This is a genomic window from Amycolatopsis albispora (assembly GCF_003312875.1).
Lineage (GTDB): Bacteria > Actinomycetota > Actinomycetes > Mycobacteriales > Pseudonocardiaceae > Amycolatopsis > Amycolatopsis albispora.
This window is the reverse complement of the sequence record NZ_CP015163.1, coordinates 4,324,379-4,350,555: the sequence shown is the minus strand read 5'-3', so window position 1 is coordinate 4,350,555 and position 26,177 is coordinate 4,324,379. Positions and strand designations below refer to the sequence as shown.

General features: G+C 70.9%; 26 protein-coding genes. 17 read left to right on the top strand and 9 right to left on the bottom strand.

The genetic code is table 11. From position 1 onward, the window contains the following. Nucleotides 1-23: 23 nt before the first annotated feature. Nucleotides 24-473: an Lrp/AsnC family transcriptional regulator gene (locus tag A4R43_RS20305; protein WP_113693778.1), complete on the bottom strand. Its 450-nt coding sequence runs from the start codon at nt 471-473 to the stop codon at nt 24-26. 68 nt (nt 474-541) lie between these two features. Between A4R43_RS20305 and A4R43_RS20300 the strand changes: the two genes are divergently transcribed. Continuing rightward, nucleotides 542-1,462 (top strand): SMP-30/gluconolactonase/LRE family protein, encoded by a 921-nt coding sequence (locus A4R43_RS20300; protein ID WP_113693777.1) that lies wholly within the window; start codon nt 542-544, stop codon nt 1,460-1,462. Here A4R43_RS20300 and A4R43_RS20295 read toward each other — a convergent pair. The 3 genes from A4R43_RS20295 to A4R43_RS20285 form a co-directional block, all read right to left on the bottom strand. After that, nucleotides 1,416-2,462 (bottom strand): MBL fold metallo-hydrolase, encoded by a 1,047-nt coding sequence (locus A4R43_RS20295; RefSeq protein WP_113693776.1) that lies wholly within the window; start codon nt 2,460-2,462, stop codon nt 1,416-1,418. The two genes, A4R43_RS20300 and A4R43_RS20295, sit on opposite strands and share 47 nt — an antisense overlap. Before the next feature lie 6 nt (nt 2,463-2,468). Continuing rightward, complete coding sequence (locus A4R43_RS20290) at nt 2,469-3,278, bottom strand: LURP-one-related family protein (protein ID WP_113693775.1); 810 nt, start codon at nt 3,276-3,278, stop codon at nt 2,469-2,471. 81 nt (nt 3,279-3,359) lie between these two features. Then, nucleotides 3,360-4,193, bottom strand: a complete 834-nt coding sequence (locus tag A4R43_RS20285; RefSeq protein WP_113693774.1) for a nitrilase-related carbon-nitrogen hydrolase — start codon at nt 4,191-4,193, stop codon at nt 3,360-3,362. Nucleotides 4,194-4,318: 125 nt separating this feature from the next. Between A4R43_RS20285 and A4R43_RS20280 the strand changes: the two genes are divergently transcribed. From A4R43_RS20280 to A4R43_RS20265, 4 genes are read left to right on the top strand one after another with little or no spacing between them, the layout of a single operon-like run. Then, nucleotides 4,319-5,335: a uroporphyrinogen decarboxylase/cobalamine-independent methonine synthase family protein gene (locus A4R43_RS20280; protein WP_113693773.1), complete on the top strand. Its 1,017-nt coding sequence runs from the start codon at nt 4,319-4,321 to the stop codon at nt 5,333-5,335. Nucleotides 5,336-5,350: 15 nt separating this feature from the next. Further along, nucleotides 5,351-6,046 carry a hypothetical protein gene (locus A4R43_RS20275; protein WP_113693772.1) on the top strand — a complete coding sequence of 232 codons (696 nt, stop codon included), beginning with the start codon at nt 5,351-5,353 and terminating at the stop codon, nt 6,044-6,046. A gap of 11 nt (nt 6,047-6,057) precedes the next feature. Next, the gene (gene ligA / locus A4R43_RS20270) at nt 6,058-8,208 is read left to right on the top strand and encodes an NAD-dependent DNA ligase LigA (RefSeq protein ID WP_113693771.1); all 2,151 of its coding nucleotides are present in this window, start codon (nt 6,058-6,060) and stop codon (nt 8,206-8,208) included. Between the two features lie 49 nt (nt 8,209-8,257). After that, nucleotides 8,258-9,292, top strand: a complete 1,035-nt coding sequence (locus A4R43_RS20265; RefSeq protein ID WP_113693770.1) for a TIGR03621 family F420-dependent LLM class oxidoreductase — start codon at nt 8,258-8,260, stop codon at nt 9,290-9,292. A gap of 287 nt (nt 9,293-9,579) precedes the next feature. Here the strand turns inward: A4R43_RS20265 and A4R43_RS20260 are convergent, their stop codons facing one another. Then, the gene (locus A4R43_RS20260) at nt 9,580-10,233 is read right to left on the bottom strand and encodes an ACT domain-containing protein (RefSeq protein WP_113693769.1); all 654 of its coding nucleotides are present in this window, start codon (nt 10,231-10,233) and stop codon (nt 9,580-9,582) included. Between the two features lie 218 nt (nt 10,234-10,451). Here A4R43_RS20260 and gatC point away from each other — a divergent pair, with 218 nt between their 5' ends. The 6 genes from gatC (at nt 10,452) to A4R43_RS20230 (ending at nt 15,411) form a co-directional block, all read left to right on the top strand. Then, nucleotides 10,452-10,748, top strand: a complete 297-nt coding sequence (gene gatC, locus A4R43_RS20255) for an Asp-tRNA(Asn)/Glu-tRNA(Gln) amidotransferase subunit GatC (protein ID WP_113693768.1) — start codon at nt 10,452-10,454, stop codon at nt 10,746-10,748. A 2-nt stretch (nt 10,749-10,750) separates the two neighbouring features. Further along, nucleotides 10,751-12,265, top strand: coding sequence for an Asp-tRNA(Asn)/Glu-tRNA(Gln) amidotransferase subunit GatA (gene gatA / locus A4R43_RS20250; protein ID WP_113693767.1), 1,515 nt, complete (start codon nt 10,751-10,753; stop codon nt 12,263-12,265). Continuing rightward, on the top strand, nt 12,262-12,462 hold the full coding sequence (locus A4R43_RS20245) for a hypothetical protein (RefSeq protein ID WP_113693766.1): 201 nt from the start codon (nt 12,262-12,264) through the stop codon (nt 12,460-12,462). The genes gatA and A4R43_RS20245 overlap by 4 nt, the downstream gene beginning before the upstream one ends. Then, on the top strand, nt 12,459-13,961 hold the full coding sequence (gene gatB / locus A4R43_RS20240) for an Asp-tRNA(Asn)/Glu-tRNA(Gln) amidotransferase subunit GatB (RefSeq protein WP_113693765.1): 1,503 nt from the start codon (nt 12,459-12,461) through the stop codon (nt 13,959-13,961). The genes A4R43_RS20245 and gatB overlap by 4 nt, the downstream gene beginning before the upstream one ends. Nucleotides 13,962-14,202: 241 nt before the next feature. Beyond that, nucleotides 14,203-14,634: a hypothetical protein gene (locus A4R43_RS20235; protein WP_236809147.1), complete on the top strand. Its 432-nt coding sequence runs from the start codon at nt 14,203-14,205 to the stop codon at nt 14,632-14,634. A 24-nt stretch (nt 14,635-14,658) separates the two neighbouring features. Next, nucleotides 14,659-15,411, top strand: coding sequence for a cupin domain-containing protein (locus A4R43_RS20230; protein WP_113693763.1), 753 nt, complete (start codon nt 14,659-14,661; stop codon nt 15,409-15,411). A gap of 55 nt (nt 15,412-15,466) precedes the next feature. On the opposite strand, the gene A4R43_RS20225 is transcribed toward A4R43_RS20230, so the two are convergent. After that, a complete protein-coding gene (locus tag A4R43_RS20225; RefSeq protein WP_113697753.1) occupies nt 15,467-16,666 on the bottom strand; it encodes a PQQ-dependent sugar dehydrogenase in 1,200 nt (399 codons plus the stop codon). A gap of 68 nt (nt 16,667-16,734) precedes the next feature. Between A4R43_RS20225 and A4R43_RS20220 the strand changes: the two genes are divergently transcribed. After that, nucleotides 16,735-17,643: a 2-hydroxyacid dehydrogenase gene (locus A4R43_RS20220; RefSeq protein WP_162788526.1), complete on the top strand. Its 909-nt coding sequence runs from the start codon at nt 16,735-16,737 to the stop codon at nt 17,641-17,643. Nucleotides 17,644-17,702: 59 nt separating this feature from the next. After that, nucleotides 17,703-18,335 carry a DoxX family protein gene (locus tag A4R43_RS20215; protein ID WP_113693761.1) on the top strand — a complete coding sequence of 211 codons (633 nt, stop codon included), beginning with the start codon at nt 17,703-17,705 and terminating at the stop codon, nt 18,333-18,335. A 69-nt stretch (nt 18,336-18,404) separates the two neighbouring features. On the opposite strand, the gene ilvD is transcribed toward A4R43_RS20215, so the two are convergent. Together ilvD and A4R43_RS20205 are read right to left on the bottom strand one after the other, a co-directional pair. After that, nucleotides 18,405-20,249, bottom strand: coding sequence for a dihydroxy-acid dehydratase (gene ilvD / locus A4R43_RS20210; protein ID WP_113693760.1), 1,845 nt, complete (start codon nt 20,247-20,249; stop codon nt 18,405-18,407). Between the two features lie 91 nt (nt 20,250-20,340). Further along, nucleotides 20,341-20,763: a PH domain-containing protein gene (locus A4R43_RS20205; RefSeq protein ID WP_113697752.1), complete on the bottom strand. Its 423-nt coding sequence runs from the start codon at nt 20,761-20,763 to the stop codon at nt 20,341-20,343. Between the two features lie 288 nt (nt 20,764-21,051). On the opposite strand from A4R43_RS20205, the gene A4R43_RS20200 reads away from it, so the two are divergent. From A4R43_RS20200 to A4R43_RS20185, 4 genes are all read left to right on the top strand, one after another. Beyond that, the gene (locus tag A4R43_RS20200) at nt 21,052-22,899 is read left to right on the top strand and encodes an acetolactate synthase large subunit (protein WP_113697751.1); all 1,848 of its coding nucleotides are present in this window, start codon (nt 21,052-21,054) and stop codon (nt 22,897-22,899) included. Further along, a complete protein-coding gene (gene ilvN / locus A4R43_RS20195) occupies nt 22,896-23,402 on the top strand; it encodes an acetolactate synthase small subunit (protein ID WP_113693759.1) in 507 nt (168 codons plus the stop codon). The genes A4R43_RS20200 and ilvN overlap by 4 nt, the downstream gene beginning before the upstream one ends. 31 nt (nt 23,403-23,433) lie before the next feature. Next, entirely contained in the window at nt 23,434-24,447 is a 1,014-nt protein-coding gene (gene ilvC, locus A4R43_RS20190) for a ketol-acid reductoisomerase (RefSeq protein WP_113693758.1), read from the top strand. Between the two features lie 64 nt (nt 24,448-24,511). Then, complete coding sequence (locus tag A4R43_RS20185) at nt 24,512-24,739, top strand: DUF397 domain-containing protein (RefSeq protein WP_162788525.1); 228 nt, start codon at nt 24,512-24,514, stop codon at nt 24,737-24,739. Here the strand turns inward: A4R43_RS20185 and A4R43_RS20180 are convergent. Beyond that, complete coding sequence (locus tag A4R43_RS20180; RefSeq protein WP_113693756.1) at nt 24,717-26,051, bottom strand: ankyrin repeat domain-containing protein; 1,335 nt, start codon at nt 26,049-26,051, stop codon at nt 24,717-24,719. The two genes, A4R43_RS20185 and A4R43_RS20180, sit on opposite strands and share 23 nt — an antisense overlap. Nucleotides 26,052-26,177 lie beyond the last annotated feature (126 nt).

Here is a 26,177-nt window from a genome sequence, read left to right as displayed (position 1 = left end):
CCGTCGCGCCCGCCGGATCGTGCTCACGAACCGGAGTATTCCACGTGCACCGGCCGCTCGAAGAAGGTCTCCAGCACCACCGTCGCCTCCGTGCCGGTGACGCCGTCGATCTCGTACAACCGCCGCAGCACCCCTTGCAGCTCCTCGGTTCCGCGCGTGCGCACCTTCAGCACCAGCGTCGCCGCGCCCGCGACGACGTGGGCCTCTTCGATCTCCGGCACGGCGGCGAGCGCGTCGTGCGTGTCGCCCATCCAGGCGTTCGCGTGCACCTGGACGTAGGCCAGCACCCCGTAGTCCAGCGCCACCGGATCGACCTCCACCGCCGTCCGCCGGATCACGCCCGACTCCCGCAGCTTCCGCACCCGCTCGTGCGCCGCGCCGCTCGACAGGCCGATCGCCCGGCCGAGCGCGGCGTACGACTGGGTGGCGTCCCGCTGCAACTCCGCCAGCAGCCGCCGGTCTGCGTCATCCATGCCTTGACCATATCTCGTTCGGCAACTTAGATGTGCACAGGACGTCATTCAGCAGAAACGAGAATCCGATGGACACGGTTCCGACCGAGTGGGAAGTGTTGGACGAGCGGTTCGCGCGGGTCGGCGGGGACGACCGGCTCGAGCGGCTGTACCACGGCACGCGCTGGGCCGAGGGCCCCGCCTACTTCGCCGCCGGTCGTTACCTTCTCTGGAGCGACATCCCCAACGACCGCATGCTCCGCTGGGACGAGACCAACGGCGTGGTCAGCGTGTTCCGCAGCCCGGCGGGTTACCCCAACGGCGCCACCGTCGACCCCCAGGGCAGGCTGGTCAGCTGCGAGCAGGGCAACCGCCGCGTCACCCGCACCGAACCCGACGGCTCGATCACCGTGATCGCCGACAACTACCGCGGAAAGCGGTTCAACAGCCCGAACGACGTGGTGGTCGCGGCCGACGGCGCGCACTGGTTCACCGACCCCAGCTACGGCATCGACAGCGACTACGAAGGCCATCAGGCGGAGAGCGAAATCGGCGCCTGCCACGTCTACCGCGTCGACCCGGTCACCGGCGAAGCCGCCATCGTGGCCGACGATTTCCTGCGCCCCAACGGACTGGCCTTCTCGCTCGACGGTTCCCAGCTCTACATCGCCGACACCAGGGTCAACCACATCCGCGTTTTCGGCGTCCGCGAGAACGGCACGCTGTCCGGCGGCGAGGAGTTCGCCACCTGCGATTCGGGCCGGTTCGACGGGCTGCGGCTGGACAACACCGGCCGCGTCTGGGCCGCCGCCGGGGACGGCCTGCACTGCTTCGACCCCGACGGCACGCGCATCGGCAAGCTCAAGGTGCCCGAGGTGGTGGCGAACTTCGTGTTCGGCGGCCCCAAGCGGAACCGCCTGTTCATCTGCGCCAGCTCGTCGCTCTACTCGCTGATGCTCAACGTCACGGGAGCAGGTAGTGCCGGATACCGTCCACATCGGACACCCTGAGCGCACCGCGGAAGGCCAGCAGGTCCAGGTGCGCCCCGGTTTCGTTGACCGCCAGGCACTGGTTGAACGCGTCCAGCTCACCGAGTTCGCGCTGCCGCCGCGTCCAGCCGAGCCGCAGCGCGACCTCGTACGCGGTGCTCGCGCCCTCGGCCACGCGCGTGCCGATCTCGTCGAGGCGCTTGTCGTGGTGCACCAGCAGTTCGTCGACCCTGGTGTGCACGCTCGGCGAAACCGGGCCGTGCGCGGGCAGCATGCGCCTGTCCGGCATGCCCCGCACCAGGCGCAGTGAGTCCAGGAACTCCTTGAGCGGCAGGTCCGAGCGGGCCGGCTGGAAGCCGATCGACGGGGTGATGTGCGGCAGCACGTGGTCGCCGGTGAACATCAGATCCGCTGCCTCGTCGACAAAAACCAGGTGCCCGGCGGTGTGCCCCGGCGTGTGGACCACGTCCAGCTCGCGGTCCGGCAGCACGGTCCGGCGGCCGGGGGTGAGCCATTCGTCCGGCTCCTCCCACAGCTCGGTGTCCGTGCGGGGGCGCTGGTAGTTGCCGAACATCGCGGCCAGCGCCTCGATCACCGGCGTCGCGCCCGCCTGCGTCAGCAGCCGGATCTGCGTGTTCATCGGCATGGTGGTGGGGTCGCCGCTGATCTTCAGCGACTCGCGCTCACCGTCGCCGAGCGCCACCCGCCCGCCGAACTCGCGGCGCAGCGCCACCGCCTGCGTGTAGTGGTCGCGGTGCACGTGGGTGACCAGGAACTCCGCGATGTCACCGAGTTCCGCGCCGATCGCTTTCAACCCGGCGCCGAGCAGCTCGCGGGCCTCCACCAGCGCCCAGCCCGAGTCGATCAGCACCAGCCGCGAACCGTCGGTCACCGCGTAGACGTTGATCGCCTTGAGCGCGTCGTTCGGCAGCGGCAGCGGAATCCGGTAGACGCCCGGCGAAACCGCGTACACGCCCGGCTCCGCCCAGTGCCGGGAGCCGTCGTCGGGGGAGAGTTCCATGCCGTCCTATTCCGAGTCCTGCTTCAACGCGGTGTCGATGGTGAGCGCGCTGGCCACCACCATGCTGGCCAGCGGGTCCGGCAGCTGCCGGTGGATCTGCACCACGTAGTTGTCCGCGGTGGTGAAGGCGGCCTTGACGAACCCGCCGAAGGTCTTGGTCACCCTGGCCACCTCCTCACCGGACTCGTCGCGGATGGAGAAGTTCCACGCGCGCCAGTTCTCCGCCTGGATGCCTCCCACCTTACGAGCACCGACCAGGAAAGCGAACCTGATCTTGCCGATCATGTTCTCCTGCACGATCTCGCCGATCGGGGTGTCGTCCGCCCTGGTCACCAGGAACCGCGACTTGAAGATCTTGCGCGGCCGGGTCACCTTGAGCACCGTGCTGTGATTGGCGTCACGAACTTCGAACCGGTGCGTGAGGTACTGGTCGTAGGCGGTGAGCAGGCGCAGCACCTTGCGCAGCGGGCTCTGCCCGACCTGGACCACCCCGCCCAGCCGGTTGCCGTTCGCGTCGAACACGCCGAACTCGTTGGCCAGCTCGATCAGCTTCGCCCGCTGGTTGACCACCAGCACCGGCTCGGTGAACAGCGTGCCCCCGCCGCCGCGCACCGCCTGGCCCCTGGTGGCCCTGGCGGCCTGCGCGCGGATCCGATCCGGGTCGGGCGTGCCCTCGATGTCCAGCTCGATCCGCTCGGCGTCGTGCGGCCGCGGCGCCGGGCGGGTGTGCTCGGTCCAGGCGGCGCCGTCCCACCAGCGCTGCACGGTGGGATCGGCGCGGTCGGCATACCAGCCCGGCTGCGAAGAGCTCGTCATGGCGGTCGAGCGTAATGCGCGCACCGCCGAAGTGGCGGTGATCAGGGGATTTACGGGAAATGTCCGTGTCTGGACGCCCGCTCAGTCCGGCCCGCTCTCGTTGATCAGCCGCTCCAGTTCCCGCCGCAGCAGCCCGAGGCGGGCGTCGGCCAGCAGCGGGATCTCACGACGGCGGCGGCGCACCGCGGTCAGGTCGATGTCCACCAGGGTCAGCGATTCCTCCCACGTCGGCGCGGTGGCCACCACCGAACCCCACGGGTCGATCACCCGCGAACCACCCCAAAACCGCACGCCCGCCTCGTCGCCGACCCGGTTCACGAAGATCACCCAGCACTGCTGCATGCGCGCGGTGAACACGAGCAGGTCGTGCCAGTACTCGGCGGGGTCGAAGGAACCGCCGGTCAGCTTGGCCGCGCTGTTCGTCGGCACCACCAGCACCTCGGCGCCGTCCTGCGCGGCCAGCCACGGCAGCATCGGCTGCCAGGCGTCGTTGCAGATCAGCGTGGCGAACCGGCCGTGGCGCGTGTCGAAGGCCCGCATGGTCTGGCCGGGGCTGGCGTGCTTGCGCTCTTCCCAGATCAGGTAGTTCGGCAGGTACAGCTTCCGGTGGTTGTGCACCATTTCGCCGTCGGACAGGTACAGCGCCGAGTTGTGCCGCCGGATCCGGCCGTCTTCGAGCAGGCCGATCACCACGTCCGGCCCGTGCTTGGCCAGCTCGGCCAGTCGCGGGTCGTCGGGCCAGAGCGAGATGTCCTCGGCGAGCTGCCCGAGCGCGTAGCCGGTGAGGCTCAGCTCGGGAAAGACCACCAGGTCCGCGTCCTGGGCCGCGGACTCCTTGATGAGCTGCTCGGTGCTGGTCAAGTTTCCGTCGACGTCGCCGAGGCGGCAGTCGGTCTGGGCCAGTGCCACGCGCATCGCGGTTTCACCTCCTCGGTGATCATGGGGTAGCTGACTGAGCACAGTGTGACTTCCGCGGGCCGGGAGCGACAGGCGGCGGGGCGACGGTTTACCCGCGCGCAACACCGAGCACAATCGGCCGGGTGAACGAACGAGCTTGGCAGACGGGTACGGCCACCGGGATCGGGTCGATGCCGGGCACCGACGTGGCCGAGGCGGCCGCGGTGATCTTCGGGGAACTCGCGGACTTCCCGCACGAGCCGGAGTTGCCGGCCCGCGGGGTGGGGGCCGACCTGCTCGGCCGGACCGCCGCGCTGCTGGTCGACCTGGCGGTGGAGGTGGTGCCGTCGGGGTACCGCGTGGCCGCGCGGCCGGGGCACGACCACCGGCGCGCGGTCGACCTCCGCCGGTGGGACATCGACGCGCTCCAGGAGGCCGCCGGACGGCCCGCGGTGCTCAAGGCGCAGGTCGCCGGGCCGTGGACGCTCGGCGCCGGGATCGAACTCCCGCGCGGGCACCGCGTCCTCACCGACCGCGGCGCGTTGCGCGAGTTCACCGACTCGCTGCTCGAAGGCCTGCGCGCGCACGTCGCCGAACTGAGCGCGCGCACCGGCGCGAAGGTGGTGGTGCAGCTGGACGAACCGACGCTGCCCGCGATCCTCGCCGGTTCGCTGTCGACGCCGTCCGGCTACGGCACCGTGCCCGCGGTGCCCGAGCCCGAGGCCCGCGAGCTGCTCGCGCGCATGATCGACGGCGTGCGGTCGATCACCGGGCAGCCGGTGATCGTGCACTGCTGCCACCGGCGGCCGCCGTTCGCGCTGCTGCGGGCGGCCGGGGCCGGGGCGATCGCCTTCGACCTGACCGCTGTCGACTTGTCGTCAGCGGTGCTCGACGAACTCGGGGAGACCTGGGACTCCGGGGTGGAGCTGTTCCTGGGCCTCACACCCGCGACCGAGACCGAGACGAACCTGCGCGCGGTGGCCCGTCCCGCCCTGGAACTGGCCGACCGGCTGGGCTTCAACCGCTCGATACTGGCCGAGCGCGCGGTCGCGACCCCGGTGTGCGGCCTGGCCGGCGCCTCCGCGGACTGGATGCGGCGGGCACTTTCCCTGACCAGGGACCTGGCTAAGGCATTCGCCGAACCCCCAGAGACCTGGTGACCTAGAGTCGCGTAGGTGGGCATCCGGGACCTCTTCCGCCGTAAGCAAGTCACTCCTGATCCGCGGACGGAGTGGCCGGACCAGCCGGTGCCCGAGGACCCGGAAGCCGCCGCGGCGGCGTTCTGGGAGCGCTGGTACCAGCTGCTGCCGGAGATCAGCGCCGCGCTCGGCGACCGCGAACCGCAGCGCGTGGAACACGAGCTGTGCCAGGCGGTCGCGCTGGTGCACCCCGACCTCCAGTTCTCGCTGGACCGCGGGCAGCGCGCGATCTACTCGCTCGTGCTGACCTCGCAGGAGGACCCCGAGCTGCGCCGCTACACCGACGCGTGGAAGGCCGCCGCGCCCGACGAGGACGCGATCTGGGAGTACCACGACTCGGTGCCGCCGGTGCCGGACCCGACCGAGGTGACGGTCAACCTCGGCGAGCACCGCATCCCGCTCGGCGAGGTGCGGGTGGTGGCTCAGGTGGACGAAGCCGAGCAGGTGGTCGACGTGGCGGTGTTCCACCCGCTGCTCGCCGAGCTGACCGCCGATTCCCGCAAGGCGATGACCTTCCTGCCGCTCGACGCCACCCTCGGCGAGCGGCTCGCGGCCGAGCGGCTGCGCCGCGTGGAGACCGCCGAAACCGAACCGGCCGAGACCATCACCCTGTTGGAGCTTCGAGCACTCGTGCACGGGTTGTCGACCGGAAATGTCGGACCTACCGACTAGTCTTACCCCTTGTGAGCAGCGAAGAACTCCCGTCAGACCAGGTCGCGCCCGAAGCCGCGCAGGACCTCGCGGACGTCCCCGCCGACGTCCGCGAGCGCCACGGCGCGCTCGCCGAGGAGATCCGCGGGCACCAGTTCCGGTACTACGTGCTGGACTCACCGACCATTTCGGACGGACAGTTCGACGCCCTGCTGCGTGAACTCGAAGAACTGGAGCAGGCGCACCCCGGACTGGCCACTCCGGACTCGCCGACGCAGCAGGTCGGCGGCACCTTCTCCACCGAGTTCACCGCGCACGACCACCTCGAGCGCATGTACAGCCTGGACAACGCGTTCGACGCCGAGGAACTCGCCGCCTGGGTGGAGCGCACGGAGAAGGAGATCGGCTCCACGCGGTACCTGTGCGAGCTGAAGATCGACGGCCTGGCCATCAACCTGCTGTACGAGAAGGGCAAGCTGACCAGGGCGCTGACCCGCGGTGACGGCCGCACCGGCGAGGACGTCACGCTCAACGTCCGCACGCTGGACCAGGTGCCCGACAGGCTGACCGCCACCGACCGGTTCCCGGTACCGGACCTGGTCGAGGTGCGCGGTGAGGTGTTCTTCCGGGTGGAGGACTTCGCTGAGCTGAACGCGCGGCTGGTCGAGGCGGGCAAACCGCCGTTCGCGAACCCGCGCAACACCGCGGCCGGTTCGCTGCGGCAGAAGGATCCGAAGGTGACCAAGAGCCGCAAGCTGCGGCTGATCTGCCACGGCCTCGGCAAGCGCGAAGGCTTCGAGCCGACGCGCCAGTCCGAGGCGTACGAGGCGCTCGCGGCGTGGGGACTGCCCGTTTCCGAGCACACCAAGGTGCTTTCCTCCGCCGCCGAGCTGACCGAGCACATCGAGTACTGGGGCGAGCACCGGCACGACGCCGAGCACGAGATCGACGGTGTGGTGATCAAGGTCGACCAGGTGTCGCTGCAACGTCGCCTCGGCACGACTTCACGCGCGCCGCGCTGGGCGATCGCCTACAAGTACCCGCCGGAGGAGGCCACCACCAAGCTGCTCGACATCCAGGTCAACGTCGGGCGCACCGGGCGGGTCACCCCGTTCGCGGTGATGGAGCCGGTGAAGGTGGCCGGGTCCACCGTGGCGATGGCCACCCTGCACAACGCCGAGGAGGTCAAGCGCAAGGGCGTGCTGATCGGCGACCGCGTGGTGATCCGCAAGGCCGGTGACGTGATCCCCGAGGTGCTCGGGCCGGTGGTGGACGCGCGCACCGGCGAGGAACGCGAGTTCCTGATGCCCACGCGCTGCCCCGAATGCGACACGAAGCTCGCCTACCAGAAGGAAGGCGACGTCGACATCCGCTGCCCGAACGCCCGGACCTGCCCGGCGCAACTGCGGGAGCGGTTGTTCCACCTGGCCGGGCGCGGGGCGTTCGACATCGAGGTGCTCGGTTACGAGGCCGCGTCGGCGCTGCTGGAGTCTGGCGCGGTGGCCGACGAGGGCGACGTGTTCGACCTCGACGAAGAGCGGCTGGCCGGGGTGGAGTTGTTCCGCACCAAGGCGGGCGAGCTGTCGGCGAACGCGCGGCGGCTGCTGGCGAACCTGGACTCGGCCAAGGACCGTCCACTGTGGAAGGTGATCGTCGGCCTGTCGATCCGGCACGTCGGGCCGACCGCGGCGCAGGCGCTGGCGCGGGAGTTCGGTTCGCTGGAGCTGATCGAGCAGGCCACCGAGGAGCAACTCGCCGACGTCGACGGGGTGGGGCCGACGATCGCGCACGCGGTGCGGGAATGGTTCGAGGTTGACTGGCACCGCGAGGTGGTCGAGAAGTGGCGGCGGGCCGGGGTGCGGATGGAGGAGGAGCGCGACAGCTCCATCCCGCGCAACCTGGAAGGACTGTCCATTGTGGTCACCGGCTCGCTGGAGACCTTCTCGCGTGACGAGGCCAAGGAAGTCATCATGGCGCGGGGCGGCAAGGCGGCCGGGTCGGTGTCGAAGAAGACGGCTTTTGTGGTGGTCGGGGATTCGCCGGGGTCGAAGTACGACAAGGCGGTGCAGCTGAAGGTGCCGGTGCTCGACGAGAACGGTTTCCGGGTACTGCTGGAGCGCGGTCCGGAGGCGGCCGCGGAGGTCGCGTTGGTCACCGAGGAGCCCGCCGCGGCCGAAGAGTGACGTCCGAAAACCGCCAGCGCCGCCGGCGGCGGGCCCGCATGATCGGCGCATGCGTGAGTTCCGGTTCGGTGTGGTGGCGGAGTCCGCGCGCGATGGCGCGCAGCTGATCGAGACGGCGAAGGAGGCCGAGCGGCTCGGGTATTCGACGCTGTTGTTGCGGGACCACTTCGTCGCCGAGCCGTTCGGCGACCAGCTGTCGCCGATGCTCGCGCTGACCGCCGTCGCCGCGGCGACCACCCGGCTGCGGGTGGGCACGCTGGTGCTGTCCAACGACTACCGGCACCCGGTGCTGCTGGCGAAGGAGGCCGCGACGCTGCAGCACCTGTCCGGCGGGCGGTTCGAGCTGGGCATCGGGGCGGGCTGGCTGCTGGACGAGTACGAGCGCGCCGGGCTGCCGTTCGATGCCGCGGGCACGCGCGTGTCGCGGCTGGCGGAGTCGCTCGAGGTGCTGGACGGGCTGCTGCGCGGCGAGAAGCTGACGCACTCGGGTGAGCACTACCAAGTGCGGGACCTGTCGGTGTTCCCGGCGGCGCCACGTCCGCCGTTGCTGGTCGGTGCCGGGGGCAAACGCATGCTGCGGCTGGCCGGTCAGGTGGCGGACGTGGCCGGGATCCTGCCGATCGCCCTGCCCGGCGGCAGTATTTCCGACGCCATGTCGGAGCGGACGCCGGAGGCCATGCTGCGAAAGGTCGGCTGGGTGCGCGAGAGCGGGCGTGACGTGGAGCTGAGCCAGATCCTGTCCATCGACCTGACCGACGACCACCGCGCCGCCGCGGAACGCACCGCCGTCAGCCGGGGCTGGGGCGCCTCAGCCGCGGACTTCGTGCTGGAGATGCCGTCGCGCGTGATCGGCACCGCCACCCGCATCGCCGACGAACTCCACCAGCGGCGGGAACGGTACGGCCTGACCTACCACGTCCTCTCGGACCGAGACATGCACGCCTTCGCCCCCATCGCCGCCACGCTCACCGCCACGCGCGAGCCCTCACTGAGCACTGCCGACGTCGACGCCGTGCGCGGCACCGGCTGGGATGGTGACTTGAACGATCTTCGCCAGGATCGGGTGGGTGAGCCGTGGACCTGACTGCCGCGCTTCTCGCCGCCGCGCGTGAGTCCTCGCTGAACGTGGCCCCCTGAACACGAATGTGGCTTTCGGGGCCGATTACGCCCCCCAAAGCCACATTCGTGTTCAAGAGCCGACCCCTTCGCCCGGCCGCGTCCGCCTCGGGACCCGCAGCGCTGACCGCCGCGCCGGTGTGCCCAGGGAACCGAGATGTCACGAATGTGGCTTTCGGGACACCAAACGTCTCGAAAGCCACATTCGTGACATCAGGCCACCTCGAGAGCACGCGCCACCCGGCTGAGGGAACGTCACCCGTCCAGGACGACGGCGACGATGCCGGCCAGGTGCGCCAGTCGCGCCACTTCCGCCGCTCGGAACATCGGGCCGCCCGGGCGGCCCACCAGCAGCGCCCGGTCCGGCTTCCCCAGCGGCGTCGCGGCCAGTTCGGTGCCGAGTTCCTTCCACGTGTCCGGGATCCACGCCGCCTCGCTGTCGAGCACGGTGGCGCGTTCCAGCGGCAGCCACGGCAGGTCGGTGATCGGCGCCTCGGGCGCGGCCGCCGACGAGGCCAGCCGTTGCAGGGAGTCGCCTGATGGGGTGACCACGATCGCCCAACCCGAACGGATGATGCGCGGCACGCCCTCGGCCAGCAGATCGAGCCCGGTCTTCGGCGTCGCCGCGATCTCCTCGACCAGTTCCAGCTCGCGGTGCGTGTCGAGCACGCCCGCGTACGGCCGCACGGCGTCGACCTCCACGCCTTCCACGCTCTCGGCGGCGGTGATCAGCGCGTCGGGCAGGCTGCCGCTGGGCAGCTCGACGACCAGGTCGTCGATGGCCACGCCGCTGGTGCGCTCCACCACGTCCACGCTGAGAATGTCGGCCCCGACCGTGCCCAGTGCGGTGGCCACCGCGCCGAGGGTCCCTGGGCTGTCCGGGAGCTGGACCCGGATCAGGAACGACACAGCGAACCCCTCTCACGCCGGGCGCGGAGCCTCGCCGTCCACGCAGGTGCCGGGCGCCGATTGTGGCAGACGGAGATGACGATGGGGATTCGCCGTCCGGCTCGCGGGACCGCCACGGGTGCCGATAACCCAGTCGAGCCGCCCGGGCCACTGACCATAGACTGACGACCTTGGAGAACGACCTGCCATACCCGCATCAGCCACGGAGAGTCACTCGCGTGCCCAACATTTCCCGCGACGAGGTCGCACACCTGGCCAAGCTCGCCAGGCTGGCCGTCACCGACGAGGAGCTGGCCACCTTCGCCGGTCAGCTCGACCAGATCCTGGACGCCGTGGCCAAGGTGGGCGTCGTCGCCGATCAGGATGTTCCGCCCACCTCGCACGCCGTGCCGCTGACCAACGTCTTCCGCGAGGACGTAGTCCGGCCCAGCCTCGCGCAGGAGCAGGCACTGGCGGGCGCGCCCGCCGCCGAAGACGGCCGGTTCCGGGTGCCGCGCATCCTGGGGGAGGAGTAAGCATGTCCGAGCTGACCAGGCTCACCGCCGCCGAGCTGGCGGACAAGATCCACTCGCGCGAGGTCTCCTCGGTCGAGGTCACCCAGGCCCACCTGGACCGCATCGCCGAGGTCGACGGCTCGCTGCACGCGTTCCTGCACGTCGACACCGAGGGCGCGCTCGCCGCCGCCCGCGCGGTGGACGCCGAGGCCACCGAGGGCCGCCAGGCCTCGCCGCTGGCCGGCGTGCCGCTCGCGCTGAAGGACGTGCTGACCACCAAGGGCATGCCGACCACCTGCGGTTCGCGCACCCTCGAAGGCTGGCTCCCGCCGTACGACGCCACCGTCACCCGCAAGCTCCGCGAAGCGGGCGTGGTGATCCTCGGCAAGACCAACATGGACGAGTTCGCGATGGGCTCGTCCACCGAGAACTCCGCCTTCGGCCCGACCCGCAACCCGTGGGCGCACGACCGCATCCCCGGCGGTTCCGGCGGCGGCTCGTCGGCCTCGATCGCCGCGTTCGAAGCGGCGCTGGCCATCGGCACCGACACCGGCGGCTCGATCCGCCAGCCGGGCGCGGTCACCGGCACGGTCGGCGTGAAGCCCACCTACGGCGGCGTGTCCCGCTACGGGCTGGTCGCGTTCTCGTCCTCGCTGGACCAGGCCGGTCCGTGTGCGCGCACCGTGCTCGACGCGGCGCTGCTGCACGAGGTCATCGCCGGGCACGACCCGCTCGACTCCACCTCCATCAACGCGCCGGTGCCGCCGGTGGTGGCCGCGGCCCGCGAGGGCCTCAACGGCGACCTCAAGGGCGTGCGCGTCGGCGTGGTGAAGGAGTTCTCCGGCGAGGGCTACCAGTCGGGTGTGCTGCGCTCCTTCGAGGCGGCCGTCGAGCAGTTGCGGGAGCTGGGCGCCGAGGTCGTCGAGGTGTCCTGCCCGAACTTCACCCTGGCGCTGCCCGCCTACTACCTGATCGCGCCGAGCGAGGCCTCCTCGAACCTGGCCCGCTTCGACGCCATGCGGTACGGCCTGCGGGTCGGCGACGACGGCACGCACAGCGCCGAGGAGGTCATGTCGCTGACCCGTGAGGCCGGGTTCGGTCCCGAGGTCAAGCGCCGGATCATGCTCGGCACCTACGCGCTGTCGGCCGGTTACTACGACGCGTACTACGGCTCGGCGCAGAAGGTCCGCACGCTGATCAGCCGCGACTTCGAGACGGCGTTCAACCAGGTGGACGTGCTGGTCAGCCCGACAACGCCGACGACGGCGTTCAAGATCGGCGAGCGCACCGACGACCCGATGGCGATGTACCTGGCCGACCTGTGCACGATCCCGTCGAACCTGGCTGGCAACGCCGCCATGAGCGTCCCAAGTGGACTGTCCGAAGAGGACGGCCTGCCGGTCGGGCTGCAGATCATGGCGCCTTCGCTGGCCGACGACCGGCTCTACCGCGTCGGCGCCGCGTACGAGGTCGCGCGCGACGCGGCGGCCGGCGGCCCGCTGGTGCACCGCGTTCCGGAACTGGAGGCAGTGAAATGAGCAAGAAGAACCAGATCCGCGGGCTGATCGCGCTCGGCACCTCCGCCGCCAGCGCGACCAGCGCGTTCTCCGGCGTGCGCAAGGCGCGTGAGGACAAGGACAAGCTGACCATGGTCAACGCGCTGGCCAGCGCGGTGGTCGCGGTGACCGGTGTCCTGCTGGCGGTGCGCACGCTGCGGAAGGGCGGGGACAAGTGACGGCCGTGGCGGAAACCATGGACTACGCCGAGGTCGTCGAGCGGTTCGACCCGGTGCTCGGCCTCGAGGTGCACGTGGAGCTGTCCACGAACACCAAGATGTTCTGCGGCTGCGAGAACCGGTTCGGCGGCGAGCCGAACACGCACGTCTGCCCGACCTGCCTCGGCCTGCCCGGCGCGCTGCCGGTGGTCAACGGGCTGGCGGTGGAGTCGGCGATCCGGATCGGGCTGGCGCTCAACTGCGAGATCGCGCCGTGGTGCCGGTTCGCGCGGAAGAACTACTTCTACCCGGACATGCCGAAGAACTTCCAGACCTCGCAGTACGACGAGCCGATCGCGTTCGACGGCCACCTCGACGTCACGCTCGACGACGGTGAGGTCGTCCGCATCGAGATCGAGCGCGCGCACATGGAGGAGGACACCGGCAAGTCGCTGCACGTCGGTGGTGCCACCGGCCGGATCCACGGCGCCGAGCACTCCCTGCTCGACTACAACCGCGCCGGGGTGCCGCTGATCGAGATCGTCACCAAGCCGATCACCGGCACCGGGGCGCGCGCGCCCGAGGTCGCCCGCGCCTACGTCACCGCGCTGCGGGACCTGCTGCGCGCGCTGGGCGTATCCGACGTCCGCATGGACCAGGGCTCGCTGCGCTGCGACGCCAACGTTTCGCTGATGGCCAAGGACGCGGCCGAATTCGGCACGCGCACCGAGACCAAGAACGTCAACTCGCTGCGCAGCGTCGAGCGCGCGGTGCGGTACGAGATGACGCGCCAGGCGGCGATCCTGGTCGCCGGCGGTTCGATCACCCAGGAGACGCGGCACTTCCAGGAGGCCGACGGCACCACGTCGCCCGGTCGTACCAAGGAAACCGCCGAGGACTACCGGTACTTCCCGGAGCCCGACCTGGTGCCGATCGCGCCTTCGCGGGAGTGGGTCGAGGAGCTGCGCGGCACCATGCCCGAGCTGCCGTGGGAGCGGCGCAAGCGGGTGCAGGCCGAGTGGAAGCTGACCGACGCCGAACTGCGCGACCTGATCAACGCGGGCGCGGTCGACCTGATCGCGGCCACCGTCGACCAGGGCGCGAGCCCGGCCGACGCGCGCGGCTGGTGGGTCTCGTACCTGACGCAGCAGGCCAACAAGCTCGGCGTGGAGCTGGGCGAGCTGGCGATCACCCCGGCGCAGGTGGCGCGGGTGATCGCGCTGGTCGGCGAGGGCACGCTGACCAACAAGCTGGCGCGCGAGGTGGTCGACGGGGTGCTCGCCGGGGAAGGTGAGCCCGACGAGGTCGTGGAGAAGCGCGGCCTGAAGGTCGTCTCGGACGATTCGGCGCTGTACAAGGCGGTCGACGAGGCGCTCGCGGCGAACCCGGACATCGCGGAGAAGATCCGCGGGGGCAAGGTGCAGGCAGCGGGCAAGATCGTCGGCGACGTGATGAAGGCAACCAAGGGCCAGGCCGACGCCAAGCGCGTGCGCGAGTTGGTCCTGGAACGCTGTGTTTAATTGCCCCGCCTTCGGCGGGGCGGCGAGGTCGCTGTGTCATTGGCCCCGCCTCCGGCGGGGCGGCGAGGTCGCTGTGGAGCCGGTCACCGAACCGGGACACGCCGTGCCGCTGGGCGGCCCGACGCGCCCCGGTTCGGTGACCGGCGCGACCTCGCGGAGGAGGTAGGTGTTGTTGAGTCTTCGGCAAGTTCCCTGGTGGCAGTGGCTGGGGTTCGGGGCGGGGATCGTGGCGTTCGCCGCCATGTTCTTGCCCTGGACCGAGCTGACCGCGGCCGATCCGGAGGTTGCCGAGGCGTTGCGCGACCTGCCCGCCGATGACGTGGTGCGGTCGGCGTGGAACTCGGGCTTCTTCGCCTGGGCCGCGCCGATCCTCCTGCTGCTGGCGGGCGTCGCGGCGGTGGTGTTCGGCCGGTCGCGCGCGGCCAGGGTGAACGGGCTGCCGCACCTGTGGCTGATCGTGGCCGCGTTGTCGCTGCTGTTGCTGGTGCTCGGCTGGTGGCTGATCGACTGGCTGTTCAGCGAGGACCAGCGCGGTGTGCTGGCCGCCGGCGGGGTGGCGATCGAACCGGCGGTCGGCCGGTTCCTGGGGCTGGCCGCGGCGGCGGCTTCCGTGGCAGGCTCGGTGTTCGACGTCCGAGCCGCGCGTGCTCAGTACCGGGCCAAGCGGCGGTAGCAACTGCTGGCAGGAGAACGCGCGATGTCGCATGTCCCGCTTCCCGGCGCGGTCGGGGTTTCGCATCTGAGCTGCTACGAATGGCTGGCTGAGGACGGCGTGCGCGGCGGCAGCCCGCACCTGCACCTGACCTGCACCGAGGCGTACGTGGTCACCGGCGGCGTCGGCGCGGTGCAGACGCTGACCCTCGACGGTTACCAGGAAAACGACCTCGAAGCGGGCTCGATCGTCTGGTTCACGCCCGGCACCGTGCACCGGATGATCCAGCGGGACAACCTGCGGATCACCGTGCTGATGCAGAACAGCGGCCTGCCCGAAGCGGGCGACGCGGTGTTCACCTTCCCGCCGGAGGTGCTGGCCGACCCGGCGGCGTACGCGGAGGCGGCCGCCCTGCCCGCGAAGGAAGGCCCCGAAGCGGACGCGGCCGCGCGCCGGCGGCGTGACCTGGCTGTTCAGGGATACCTGGTGCTGCGGGAAGCCGCGCTGGACGGCGACGACGGCCCGATGCGCGAGTTCCACCGGGCGGCCGCGGCGATCGTGGCGCCGAAGGTGCAGCGCTGGCTGCCGATCTGGCAGGAAGGCGCGCTGGCCGCCGCCGAACGCACCGGCGCGCAACTGAAAGCCCTGCTCGACGGGGACGCGAGCCACCTGGCGCAGGCCCGCGTGGTGGCTGCTTCGCCGTCACGCCGCGGTGGTTACGGCATGTGCGGACGACGGGACGAATACGAACTGCCCGGTGTCACCGTGCCGGACGCCATCCGCGCCGCGCAGCCCTGACCCAGGCGGGCCGCCCCTGGACACGAATGTGGCTTTCGGGGCGCGGGGCGGCGGCTCAGTCCTTGCCGGGGATGGCGGCGCTCGGCTGGATCACGATGAGCACCACGCGGTCGTCGCTGGACACCGGCTCGCCGCCGTCCTTGTTGACCGTGCCCGCCACCGCCAGCTCCGCGCTGATCTGCTCCATCCCGGCCAGCCGCCCGTAGGTGCGGGTGTTGTTCTGCCCGTCCATGGTCACCGACGGCTTGCCGCTGATCGAGCCGTCCGTGGCGATCGGCAGGTTCTGCATGTTCCCGGCGGTCGAGGTGGCCACCATGATCAGGCTGGTGCCGTCCACGCAGCCGGCCACGCCGGGCTTGTCCGGCCAGGTCCACGCCGGGGAGTTCAGCGCCTGCCCCGGGGTGACGCGGTGCAGCAGGTCCTTGTCGGCGGCGCGGTCGGTGACCCACAGCCGCGACCCGTCCGGCGACTTGCACAGGCCGCCCGGCGCGGTCAGCCCGCTGGCCAGCACCGCCGACGACGGGTTCGGGTTGCCCTGCGCCGGCTGCCCGGAGGTGTCGATGCGCAGCACCTTGCCCGCCAGCGAGTTCGGGTCGGCCGACGCCGCCGGATTGCCCGCGTTGCCGGTGGCCACCAGCAGCGCGCCGTTGCCGTCGCTGGTCAGCGCGCCCTGGTTGCCGCTGCTGCCGCGCGGGATCCCGGTGAGCACCGGCTTCGGCTGCTGGCCCTTGGCGAAGCGCACCACGCGGTTGTCCGTCGGCGTGGTGATGTAGGCGAAGACCAGCTGGTCCTCGGCGAAACTGGGGGACAGCGCCAGCCCGGTCAGCCCGCCACCACCGGTCGAATCCACCGCCAGCTCGGCGTACTGCTCCTTCTCCGCGCCCGAAGCGACCTGGTACACCCGGCCGCTCTTGCGCTCACCGGCCAGCGCCGCCGGGGACTGACCGCCGGGCAGCGCGGTGACCGCGGCGACGGTGTCCATGCAGGTACCGATCACCGCTTCGTCGAAGTCCTTGCAGCCCTGGGGCGGCGGCACCGAGGTCGGCGGTGTCGACGGGGGCCGCGTGCCGGGATTGGTGCCTTCCGCGCCGGGCAGCTCCGGCTGCGGCCCCGCCTGCGGGGTCAGCTCTGGCGCCGGCTTCCAGTCCTGCGCGGTGGGCGTGCCGTCGAAGTCGGCGCAGCCGGACAGCAGCAGGATGCCGCAGGCCAGCGGGGCCAGCGGCCAGTGGGCGATCCGCCGTGACCTGGTGCGCATGATCTCCAGAGGGTAGGCGCCCGCCCGTGAACCTCGGGTGAGCACCACGACCGGCTAACGTGGTGATCATGCCGCTCATCGTGCTCGTGCCCGACGAAGACGGCGTGACCGCCCTTTCCCGCGTTTCCGGGGTGAAGCCCGTGCGGTACACGCCAGGTTCGGCCCTGCCACCGGAAGCCGCCGAAGCGGAGGTCCTGGTCCCCGGGCCGGTCCGCTCGGCGCCCGAGCTGCTGCCCCAGCTGCCGAAGCTCAAGCTCATCCAGCTGCTCACGGCCGGCGCCGAGGACTGGATCCCGGTGGTGCCCTCGGACGTGCTGCTGTCCACCTGCCGCGGCGCGCACGGCGGGGCCACGGCCGAATGGGTGGTGGCCGCGCTGCTGTCCATCTACCGGGAACTCGGCCAGTTCGCCGCCGACCAGGCCGCGCGGGTGTGGAACCGGCACAGCACCGACACCCTGCAGGAGCAGCGGGTGCTGATCGTCGGCGCCGGTGACCTCGGCAGGCAGCTGCGACGGCGGCTGGAGCCGTTCGACACGCACGTCACCATGGTCGGGCTGACCGCCCGCGAAGGGGTTTCCGGCGTCGGGGAACTGCCGTCGCTGCTGCCCGAGCACGACGTGGTGGTACTGATGGTGCCGCTGACCTCGCGCACCCGCGGCATGGTCGACGCGGACTTCCTGGCGTCGATGCGTGACGGCGCGGTGCTGGTCAACGCCGCGCGCGGGCAGGTCGTGGTCACCGACGCGCTGGTCGCGGAGCTGGGCAAGGGCCGCCTGCGGGCCGCGCTCGACGTCACCGACCCGGAGCCACTGCCGTCCGACCATCCACTGTGGAGCATGCCGGGCGTGCTGCTGACCCCGCACGTCGCCGGGTCCGCGCGCGGCGCCCGGCGGCGGTCGTACGCGGTCGCGGCCGCCGAGATCGGGCGTTACGCGAGCGGGGAGCTGCCCGACAACCTGGTGCATGGGGAGTACTGAACACCGGAAATTCGGCCGCAGGGCATGCGCTGGACAGCCGTATCCCTTACCCTGCGCGCGTGAGCACTCACGATGACGACTATCGGACGAGCGGCACCGGCGGCAGCAACCTGTTCGACGACAGCGCCTACTCCACCGCGGAGACCAGCCTGATCGACGAGGTCGAGGACAAGCCGGCCAAGGACACCACCACCCGCTGGCACGGCGGCCTGGACTTCGGGCTGCTCCTGCTGCGCCTGGTGCTGGGCGGCACGATGGGCGCGCACGGCCTGCAGAAGCTGTTCGGCTCGTTCGGCGGGCCGGGCATCGACGGTTTCGCCGGCTACCTGCAGCAGCTCGGCTTCACCGGGCAGTTCACCCTGCTGTCGTGGATCACCGCGCTGAGCGAGGTGGTCGGCGGGGTGCTGCTGGTGCTGGGGCTGTTCACGCCGATCGGCGCGTCGGCACTGCTCGGGGTGACCGCGAGCATCGTCTACGTCAAGTTCAGCGGGGGCTTCTTCAGCGCGGCGGGCAAGGGCTTCGAGTTCGAGCTGCTGCTCGCCACGGTCGCGCTGGCGGTGCTGTTCACCGGCTCGGGCCGGATCGCGCTCGACGTGAACACCCCGTGGCGGCGCAAGCCGATGCCGTTCGCCATCTTCGGCCTGCTGATCGCGGCGGCCGCCTCGGTGCTCGTCCTCACGCTGTTCCGCTGACGCGGGTGTCACGAATGTGGCTTTCGGGACGTTGAACGTCTCGAAAGCCACATTCGTGACGTCGGGGGCCTACTTGTTCGGGTCGCGGACGGCGCCGGTGTCGGCCGAGGTGGCCATCCGGGCGTAGGCCCGCAGCGCGCCGGTGACCGGCCGCTGCCGCTCCGCCGGTTGCCACGGCCGCTCGCTGGCCTCCATCTTCGCCCGCCGCTCCGCCAGCACGGCGTCGTCGACGAGCAGTTCCAGCCGCCGCTCACGCACGTCCAGCAGGATCTCGTCGCCGTTCTCGACCAGGCCGATGGTGCCGCCCGCGGCCGCCTCGGGGGAGATGTGCCCCACCGAGATGCCCGACGAACCACCCGAGAAGCGCCCGTCGGTGATCAGCGCGCACTTCTTGCCGAGGCCGGAGCCCTTCAGGAACGCCGTCGGGTGCAGCATCTCCTGCATGCCGGGCCCGCCAGCGGGGCCCTCGTAGCGCACCACCAGCACCTCACCGGGCTGGATCTGCTTGCCCAGGATGACCGAAACGGCCTCCTCCTGGCTCTCCACCACACGAGCCGGGCCCTGGAACCGCCACAGCGACTCGTCGATGCCCGCAGACTTGATCACCGCGCCGTTCTCGGCGAGGTTGCCGCGCAGGATGGCCAGCCCGCCGTCGGCGGTGTGGGCGTGCTCGACGTCGCGGATGCAGCCGCCGGCCGCGTCGGTGTCCAAAGAGGACCAGCGGTTCGAGGTGGAGAACGCCTCCGTGGTGCGCACCCCGCCCGGCGCCGCGTGGTACAGCTCGATCGCCCTCTCCGACGGCGACTCCGCGCGGATGTCCCAAGTGGACAGCCACTCGGCCAGCGTCGGGGTGTGCACCGAGGTGACGTCCTCGTGGAGCAGGCCACCGCGCCACAGCTCACCGAGGATCGCCGGGATGCCACCGGCGCGGTGCACGTCCTCCATGTGGTAGTCGGAGTTCGGCGCCACCTTCGACAGGCACGGCACGCGCCGCCCGATCGCGTCGATGTCGTCGATGGTGAAGTCGATCTCGCCCTCCTGCGCGGCGGCGAGGATGTGCAGCACGGTGTTCGTCGAGCCGCCCATCGCCATGTCCAGCGCCATCGCGTTCTCGAACGCGTGCTTGTTCGCGATCGACCGCGGCAGCGCGGACTCGTCGTCCTCGCCGTACCAGCGCTTGCACAGCTCGACCACGGTGCGGCCCGCCTCGGCGAACAGTTCGCGGCGCGCGGCGTGCGTGGCCAGCGTGGAACCGTTGCCCGGCAAGGAAAGCCCGAGCGCCTCGGTGAGGCAGTTCATCGAGTTCGCGGTGAACATGCCCGAGCACGAACCACAGGTCGGGCAGGCCGAGCGCTCGACCTCGGCCAGCGCCTGCTCGTCCACCGCCGCGTTCGCGGACGCGGAAATGGTGGTGATCAGGTCGGACGACGGGTGCACCACGTCACCGACGACCACCGCCTTGCCCGCCTCCATCGGACCACCGGAGACGAAGACCACCGGGATGTTCAGCCGCATCGCGGCGTTGAGCATGCCCGGGGTGATCTTGTCGCAGTTGGAGATGCACACCAGCGCGTCGGCCTGGTGCGCGTTGACCATGTACTCCACCGAGTCGGCGATGATCTCGCGCGAGGGCAGCGAGTAGAGCATGCCGCTGTGGCCCATGGCGATGCCGTCGTCGACGGCGATGGTGTGGAACTCGCGCGCCACCCCACCGGCTTCGGCCACCGCCTCGGCCACGATGTCGCCGAGGTTCTTGAGGTGCACGTGCCCCGGCACGAACTGGGTGTAGGAGTTGGCGATGGCGACGATGGGCTTGCCGAAGTCGCTGTCGGTCATCCCGGTGGCACGCCACAGGGAACGGGCGCCCGCGGCGTTGCGGCCGTGGGTGGTGGTGCGGGAGCGCAGCTGAGGCACGGCTCCTCCGTAACTTGTGCAGGAATACTCAGGAGTTCGGCCCAGGCGCGGGTGAGCGCCACAGGGCCATGCCGGGAGCGGTGACCCGAGATTACTCCTCTTCGGAGAGCTGCCCGCTGGGGTCGTCCAGCCTGCCTCCGCTGACGAGGCTGAGCACCGGCAGATGACGCGTGCGCACCGCGGGCAGCGCGACCTTCGTGTCGTCGCCGAGTACCGCGATCACCTTCGACTTCCCGGTCAGCGAGAAGCCCTTCAGCGAGTCCCACGGCAGCACGCGCTTGCCGAACACGGTGCGCACGGTGAGGCCGTCGGCGTCGGCGGTGGTGCGCGTGCGGACCACCCACACGCCGATGCCCAGCGGGATCAGGTAGAGCAACGGCAGGCCGGGCAGGGAGAATGCGACCGGGGTCACACAGACCGCGAGGAAGAGCACGGCCAGCAACGCCGTGCCGGGTACCCGGAAGATCGCCTTCGGCGCGGTGGGGGCGTTGTCCTGCGGTGATTCTTCGGCCACCCCGAAATGGTGCACCGCGCGCGGGCGCGCGTTCGAGCGGGGTCCGGGCTCCCAGCATCCGGACACACCATCCCGCAGAGTTGACACCCTCGGCGTCGAAGGATTAACGTCCGTGCCGTGACACCGCAGACCGGCCTCGTACTTCCTCAGCGCGTCGACGCTTAGGGAGAGCCCGCTGCGTCGACGCGCGACCCTCGTGCGACCTTTATCGGTCGGCGGGGGTTTTTTGTTGCCCCAGCCCCGTTTGCCACCCGAATGAGTGACACCGACACCCACGAGGCAGAACCGATGACTAGCGCCACCTCGCGATCGGAAACGAACGCCGGGCCGCCCGCCGCCGCGGCGGCACAGCCCGGGCACCGTCCGAAGCCCACCCCGCCGGCCGGCACCCCGGTCCGGGTGACCGGGGCCCAGTCCCTCGTGCGCTCGCTCGAGGCCGTCGGCGCGGAGGTGGTGTTCGGCATTCCCGGCGGCACCATTCTCCCGGCCTACGACCCGCTGCTCGACTCGACGAAGGTGCGGCACGTGCTCGTCCGGCACGAGCAGGGCGCCGGGCACGCGGCCACCGGGTACGCGCAGGCCACCGGCAAGGTCGGGGTGTGCATGGCCACTTCGGGCCCGGGGGCGACGAACCTGGTCACCCCGCTGGCGGACGCGAACATGGACTCGGTGCCGGTGGTGGCCATCACCGGGCAGCAGTCCCGCGCGCTGATCGGCACCGACGCCTTCCAGGAAGCCGACATCTGCGGCATCACCATGCCGATCACCAAGCACAACTTCCTGGTCACCAACCCGATCGACATCCCGCGCGTGATCGCCGAGGCCTTCCACCTGGCGGCCACCGGCAGGCCAGGCCCGGTGCTGGTGGACATTCCCAAGGACGTGCTCCAGGAGACCACCTCGTTCAGCTGGCCGCCGGAGATGCGCCTGCCCGGCTACCGGCCGACGCTGCGGCCGCACGGCAAGCAGGTCCGCGAGGCCGCGAAGCTGATCGCGCGTTCGCGCCGCCCGGTGCTCTACGTCGGTGGTGGCGTGATCAAGGCCAAGGCGTCGAAGCAGCTGCTCGAACTGGCCGAGCTGACCGGCATCCCGGTGGTCACCACGCTGATGGCCCGCGGTGCCTTCCCCGACTCGCACCGCCAGCACCTGGGCATGCCCGGCATGCACGGCTCGGTCGCCGCGGTGGCCGCGATGCAGCGCGCGGACCTGCTGATCGCGCTCGGCGCCCGCTTCGACGACCGGGTCACCGGCCAGCTGTCCTCGTTCGCGCCGGACGCCACCGTGGTGCACGCCGACATCGACCCGGCGGAGATCTCCAAGAACCGCAAGGCGGACGTGCCGATCGTGGGTGACTGCGCGGAGATCATCAACGAGCTGATCGCCGCCGTGCACGCGGAGAACGACAAGCCCGACCTCGGCGCGTGGTGGACGCAGATCGACTCGTGGCGCGACACCTTCCCGGCCGGCTACGAGTGGCCGGTCGACGGCACGCTCTCGCCGCAGTACGTGATCGAGCGGATCGGCCAGCTGGTCGGGCCGGACGCGATCTACACCGCGGGCGTCGGCCAGCACCAGATGTGGGCCGCGCAGTTCATCAAGTACGAAAAGCCCGCCACCTGGATCAACTCCGGCGGCCTCGGCACGATGGGCTTCGCGGTGCCCGCCGCGATGGGCGCGCAGTTCGGCATGCCGGACAAGCAGGTCTGGGCGATCGACGGGGACGGCTGCTTCCAGATGACCAACCAGGAACTGGCCACCTGTGCCATCGAGGGCGCGCCGATCAAGGTCGCGGTGATCAACAACGGCAACCTCGGCATGGTCCGCCAGTGGCAGAACCTCTTCTACTCGGAGCGGTACTCGAACACCGATCTCGGTACGCACAAGCACCGCATCCCCGACTTCACCCTGCTCGCCGAGGCGCTCGGCTGCGCCGGTCTCCGCTGCGAGACCAAGGAGGAGGTCGACCAGGTGATCCAGCGCGCGATGGAGATCAACGACCGCCCGGTGGTGATCGACTTCGTGGTCGGCAAGGACGCGCAGGTGTGGCCCATGGTGGCCGCGGGTACCGGCAACGACGAGATCATGGCCGCACGCGGCATCCGCCCGCTCTTCGACGACGACGAGGTTTCGCAATGACCAACCACACGCTGAGCGTTCTCGTGGAGAACGTGCCCGGTGTGCTCGCCCGGGTTTCCGGGTTGTTCTCCCGCCGGGGCTTCAACATCGAGTCCCTCGCCGTCGGACCCACGGAGAACCCGGAGGTGTCCAGGATGACGATCGTGGTGGCCGTCGACGAGTTACCCCTCGAGCAGGTCACCAAGCAGCTCAACAAGCTGGTCAACGTCATCAAGATCGTGGAGCTCGAACCGTCCACCGCGGTCCGCCGCGAACTGCTGCTGGTCAAGGTCAGGGCCGACGCCACCGTGCGCAGCCAGGTGCTCGAGACCGTGCAGCTGTTCCGGGCCAAGGTGGTGGACGTCTCCCCGGAATCGCTGACCGTCGAAGCCACCGGCACCAGCGACAAGATCGGTGCGCTGCTGCGCATGCTCGAGCCGTACGGTGTGCGGGAACTCGTGCAGTCGGGCATGGTCGCCGTCGGCCGCGGTCCGCGTTCCATCACCGCAACCAGCACTCGCTAAGAACATTTTTCGGAAGGAAGTAGCACCCCTCATGGCAGTGGAAATCTTCTACGACGACGACGCCGACCTCAGCATCATCCAGGGTCGCAAGGTCGCCGTGATCGGCTACGGCAGCCAGGGGCACGCGCACGCGCTGAGCCTGCGCGACTCCGGCGTCGACGTCCGCATCGGCCTGCCCGAGGGATCCAAGTCCCGGGCGAAGGCCGAGGAGCAGGGACTGAAGGTGCTCACCCCGGCGGAGGCTTCGAAGGAAGCCGACCTGATCATGATCCTGGCGCCGGACACCAAGCAGCGGTTCATCTACGCCGAGGACATCGAGCCGAACCTCAAGGACGGCGACGCGCTCTTCTTCGGCCACGGCTTCAACATCCGGTACGAGCTGATCAAGCCGCCGGCCGGGATCGACGTGGCGATGGTCGCGCCGAAGGGCCCCGGGCACCTGGTGCGCCGCCAGTTCGTCGACGGCAAGGGCGTGCCCGCGCTGATCGCGGTGGAGCAGGACGCCACCGGTGGCGCCGAGGCGCTCGCGCTCTCCTACGCGGCGGCCATCGGCGGTGCGCGGGCCGGGGTCATCAAGACCACCTTCACCGAGGAGACCGAGACCGACCTGTTCGGTGAGCAGGCGGTGCTCTGCGGTGGCGCGTCCGCGCTGGTGCAGACCGGCTTCGAGGTGCTCACCGAGGCCGGTTACGCGCCGGAGATCGCCTACTTCGAGGTGCTGCACGAGCTGAAGCTGATCGTCGACCTGATGTACGAGGGCGGCATCGCCCGCCAGCGCTACTCGGTGTCCGACACCGCGGAGTACGGCGACCTCACCCGCGGCCCGCGCGTGATCACGCCGGCGGTGAAGGAGGAGATGAAGAAGATCCTCGGCGAGATCCAGGACGGCACCTTCGCGCGCGAGTGGGTGGCCGAGGACGAGGCCGGGCGGCCGAACTTCACCAAGCTGGAGGAGCAGGGCGCCCAGCACCCGATCGAGGAGACCGGCAAGAAGCTGCGCGACCTGATGTCGTGGGTGGACCGGCCGATCACCGAGACCGCCTGATCTTTCCCGCGCGCGGCCCCGGTTCGGAATGATCTTTCCGGGCCGGGGCCGCTACCGTGTGCGCATGGACGACAAGGCACACATCCGGCACGAACTCGACCTGTCCGCCGCGCAGTGGCGGCAGGCCGGGCCGGAAGGCGAGGTGGCCTTCGTGCCGCACACCGACGGGGTCACCTACATCGCCCTGCGCCGGGCGGGCGCGGACACGGTGCTGGTGTTCACCCCGTCGGAATGGACCGCGTTCCGGGCGGGCGTGCAGGACAACGAGTTCAACCGCCCCGCCGATCTCTGAGCAGCGCGACGGCGGCTTCCTGGCCGCCGAAGTCGGCCCAGCTGGCGGCGTCGCCGTGGTGGATGGTGTCCCGGATCCCGGGATCGGCGCCCCTCTCCAGCAGCAGCGTGATCGTGGGGAGGTGGCCGTGCTGGGCGGCCAGGTGCAGCGCGGTGACGCCCTCACCGTGGTCCGGGCCGCCGAAGGTGCCGCGCGCGTTCGGGTCCGCGCCCAGGTCGAGCAGCCGCCGCACGGCCCGTAGCTTCCCGCCCGCCGCCGCCCAGGTCAGCGCGGTGCCGCGGTAGACGTCGGCGTCCAGCCGCGCGCCCCGCGCCACCAGTTCGGTGATCGCGTCGGCCTGGTCGTTGCGCGCCGCCCACGATAGGGCCTCGTCGAGCACTTCGGCGGCCGAGTCCGATGGACGCCACGCCGGGAAACCGCCGTGCGGCCGGTAGAACTCACGATGCGCCCCGGCGTCCTCCGCCAGCTCCAGCTGTCCCAGGCCCGCGGCCACCCGCAGGTTGCGCGGCCACACCCCGTGCGCCGCCAGCAGTTCCGCGGTCGGGGTGTGCCCCCAGAACAACGCGACGACCAGCGGCGTACCGCCGTCACCCCGCGCGGAAACGTCCGGTCGCGCCCTGGCGTCGAGCAGCATGCGCGCCAGCTCCGGCAGCCCGGCGTACCCGGCCTGGTGCAAGGCCGTCCAGCCGTGCGCGTTCGCGTGGCCGACGTCGGCGCCCGCGTCCAGCAGCACCCGCACCAGCCGCTCGTCGCAGGCGGCGGCGGCCATGCCGAGCAGGTCGTTGCCGTTGGTGCCCCGCGCGGTGACCAGGCCGGGGAAGCGGGCCAGCACCGCGGCCAGCTCCGGCACGTCCCGCGCCTCGATCGCCCGATACGCCCGGGTGAACGGTTCGTCCAGGTCGCGGACGTGCCGCAGCAGCGCCTGCCAGCTGTCGAACCCGTGCTCGGTGGCCACCACCCGGCGCGCGCCCGCCCTGGTCAGCGGGGCCTCGATCGCGGTGAAGGAGGCCACCGCGGCCGGGGTGCCGTCCTTCGCCGAAGCGAGCAGGCCGAGCGCGCGCTCGGTGTAGTACCGCGGATCTTCGTGGTAGGCGTGCCGCAGCTCCGGCCCCGTCCGGCGCAGCCTGTCCACATAGGACTTCAGCTTCGGCCAGCTGGGAAACCCGTTCTCACGGGCGATCACGTGCTGCGCGTCCGCGAGCCGCACCGGGGCACGGGCCGCGCGCAGCCGGGCGACGGCATCGGGATCACCCGCGCGGTGGGCCCGCAGCAGGTCCTTGGCACGCTTGCGCAGTTGTTCGAGGTTGAGCACGGCACTTCCTTCCCCACGCCCGCCGTCCGCTGTCCGGGCCGGAAGAAAGCACTGGTGACCTGGGGTTGGAGCACGGGGTGGGCGCGGCCCTGCCCGCGGACGGGACGCGGCCCCGGCCGCGCCCGG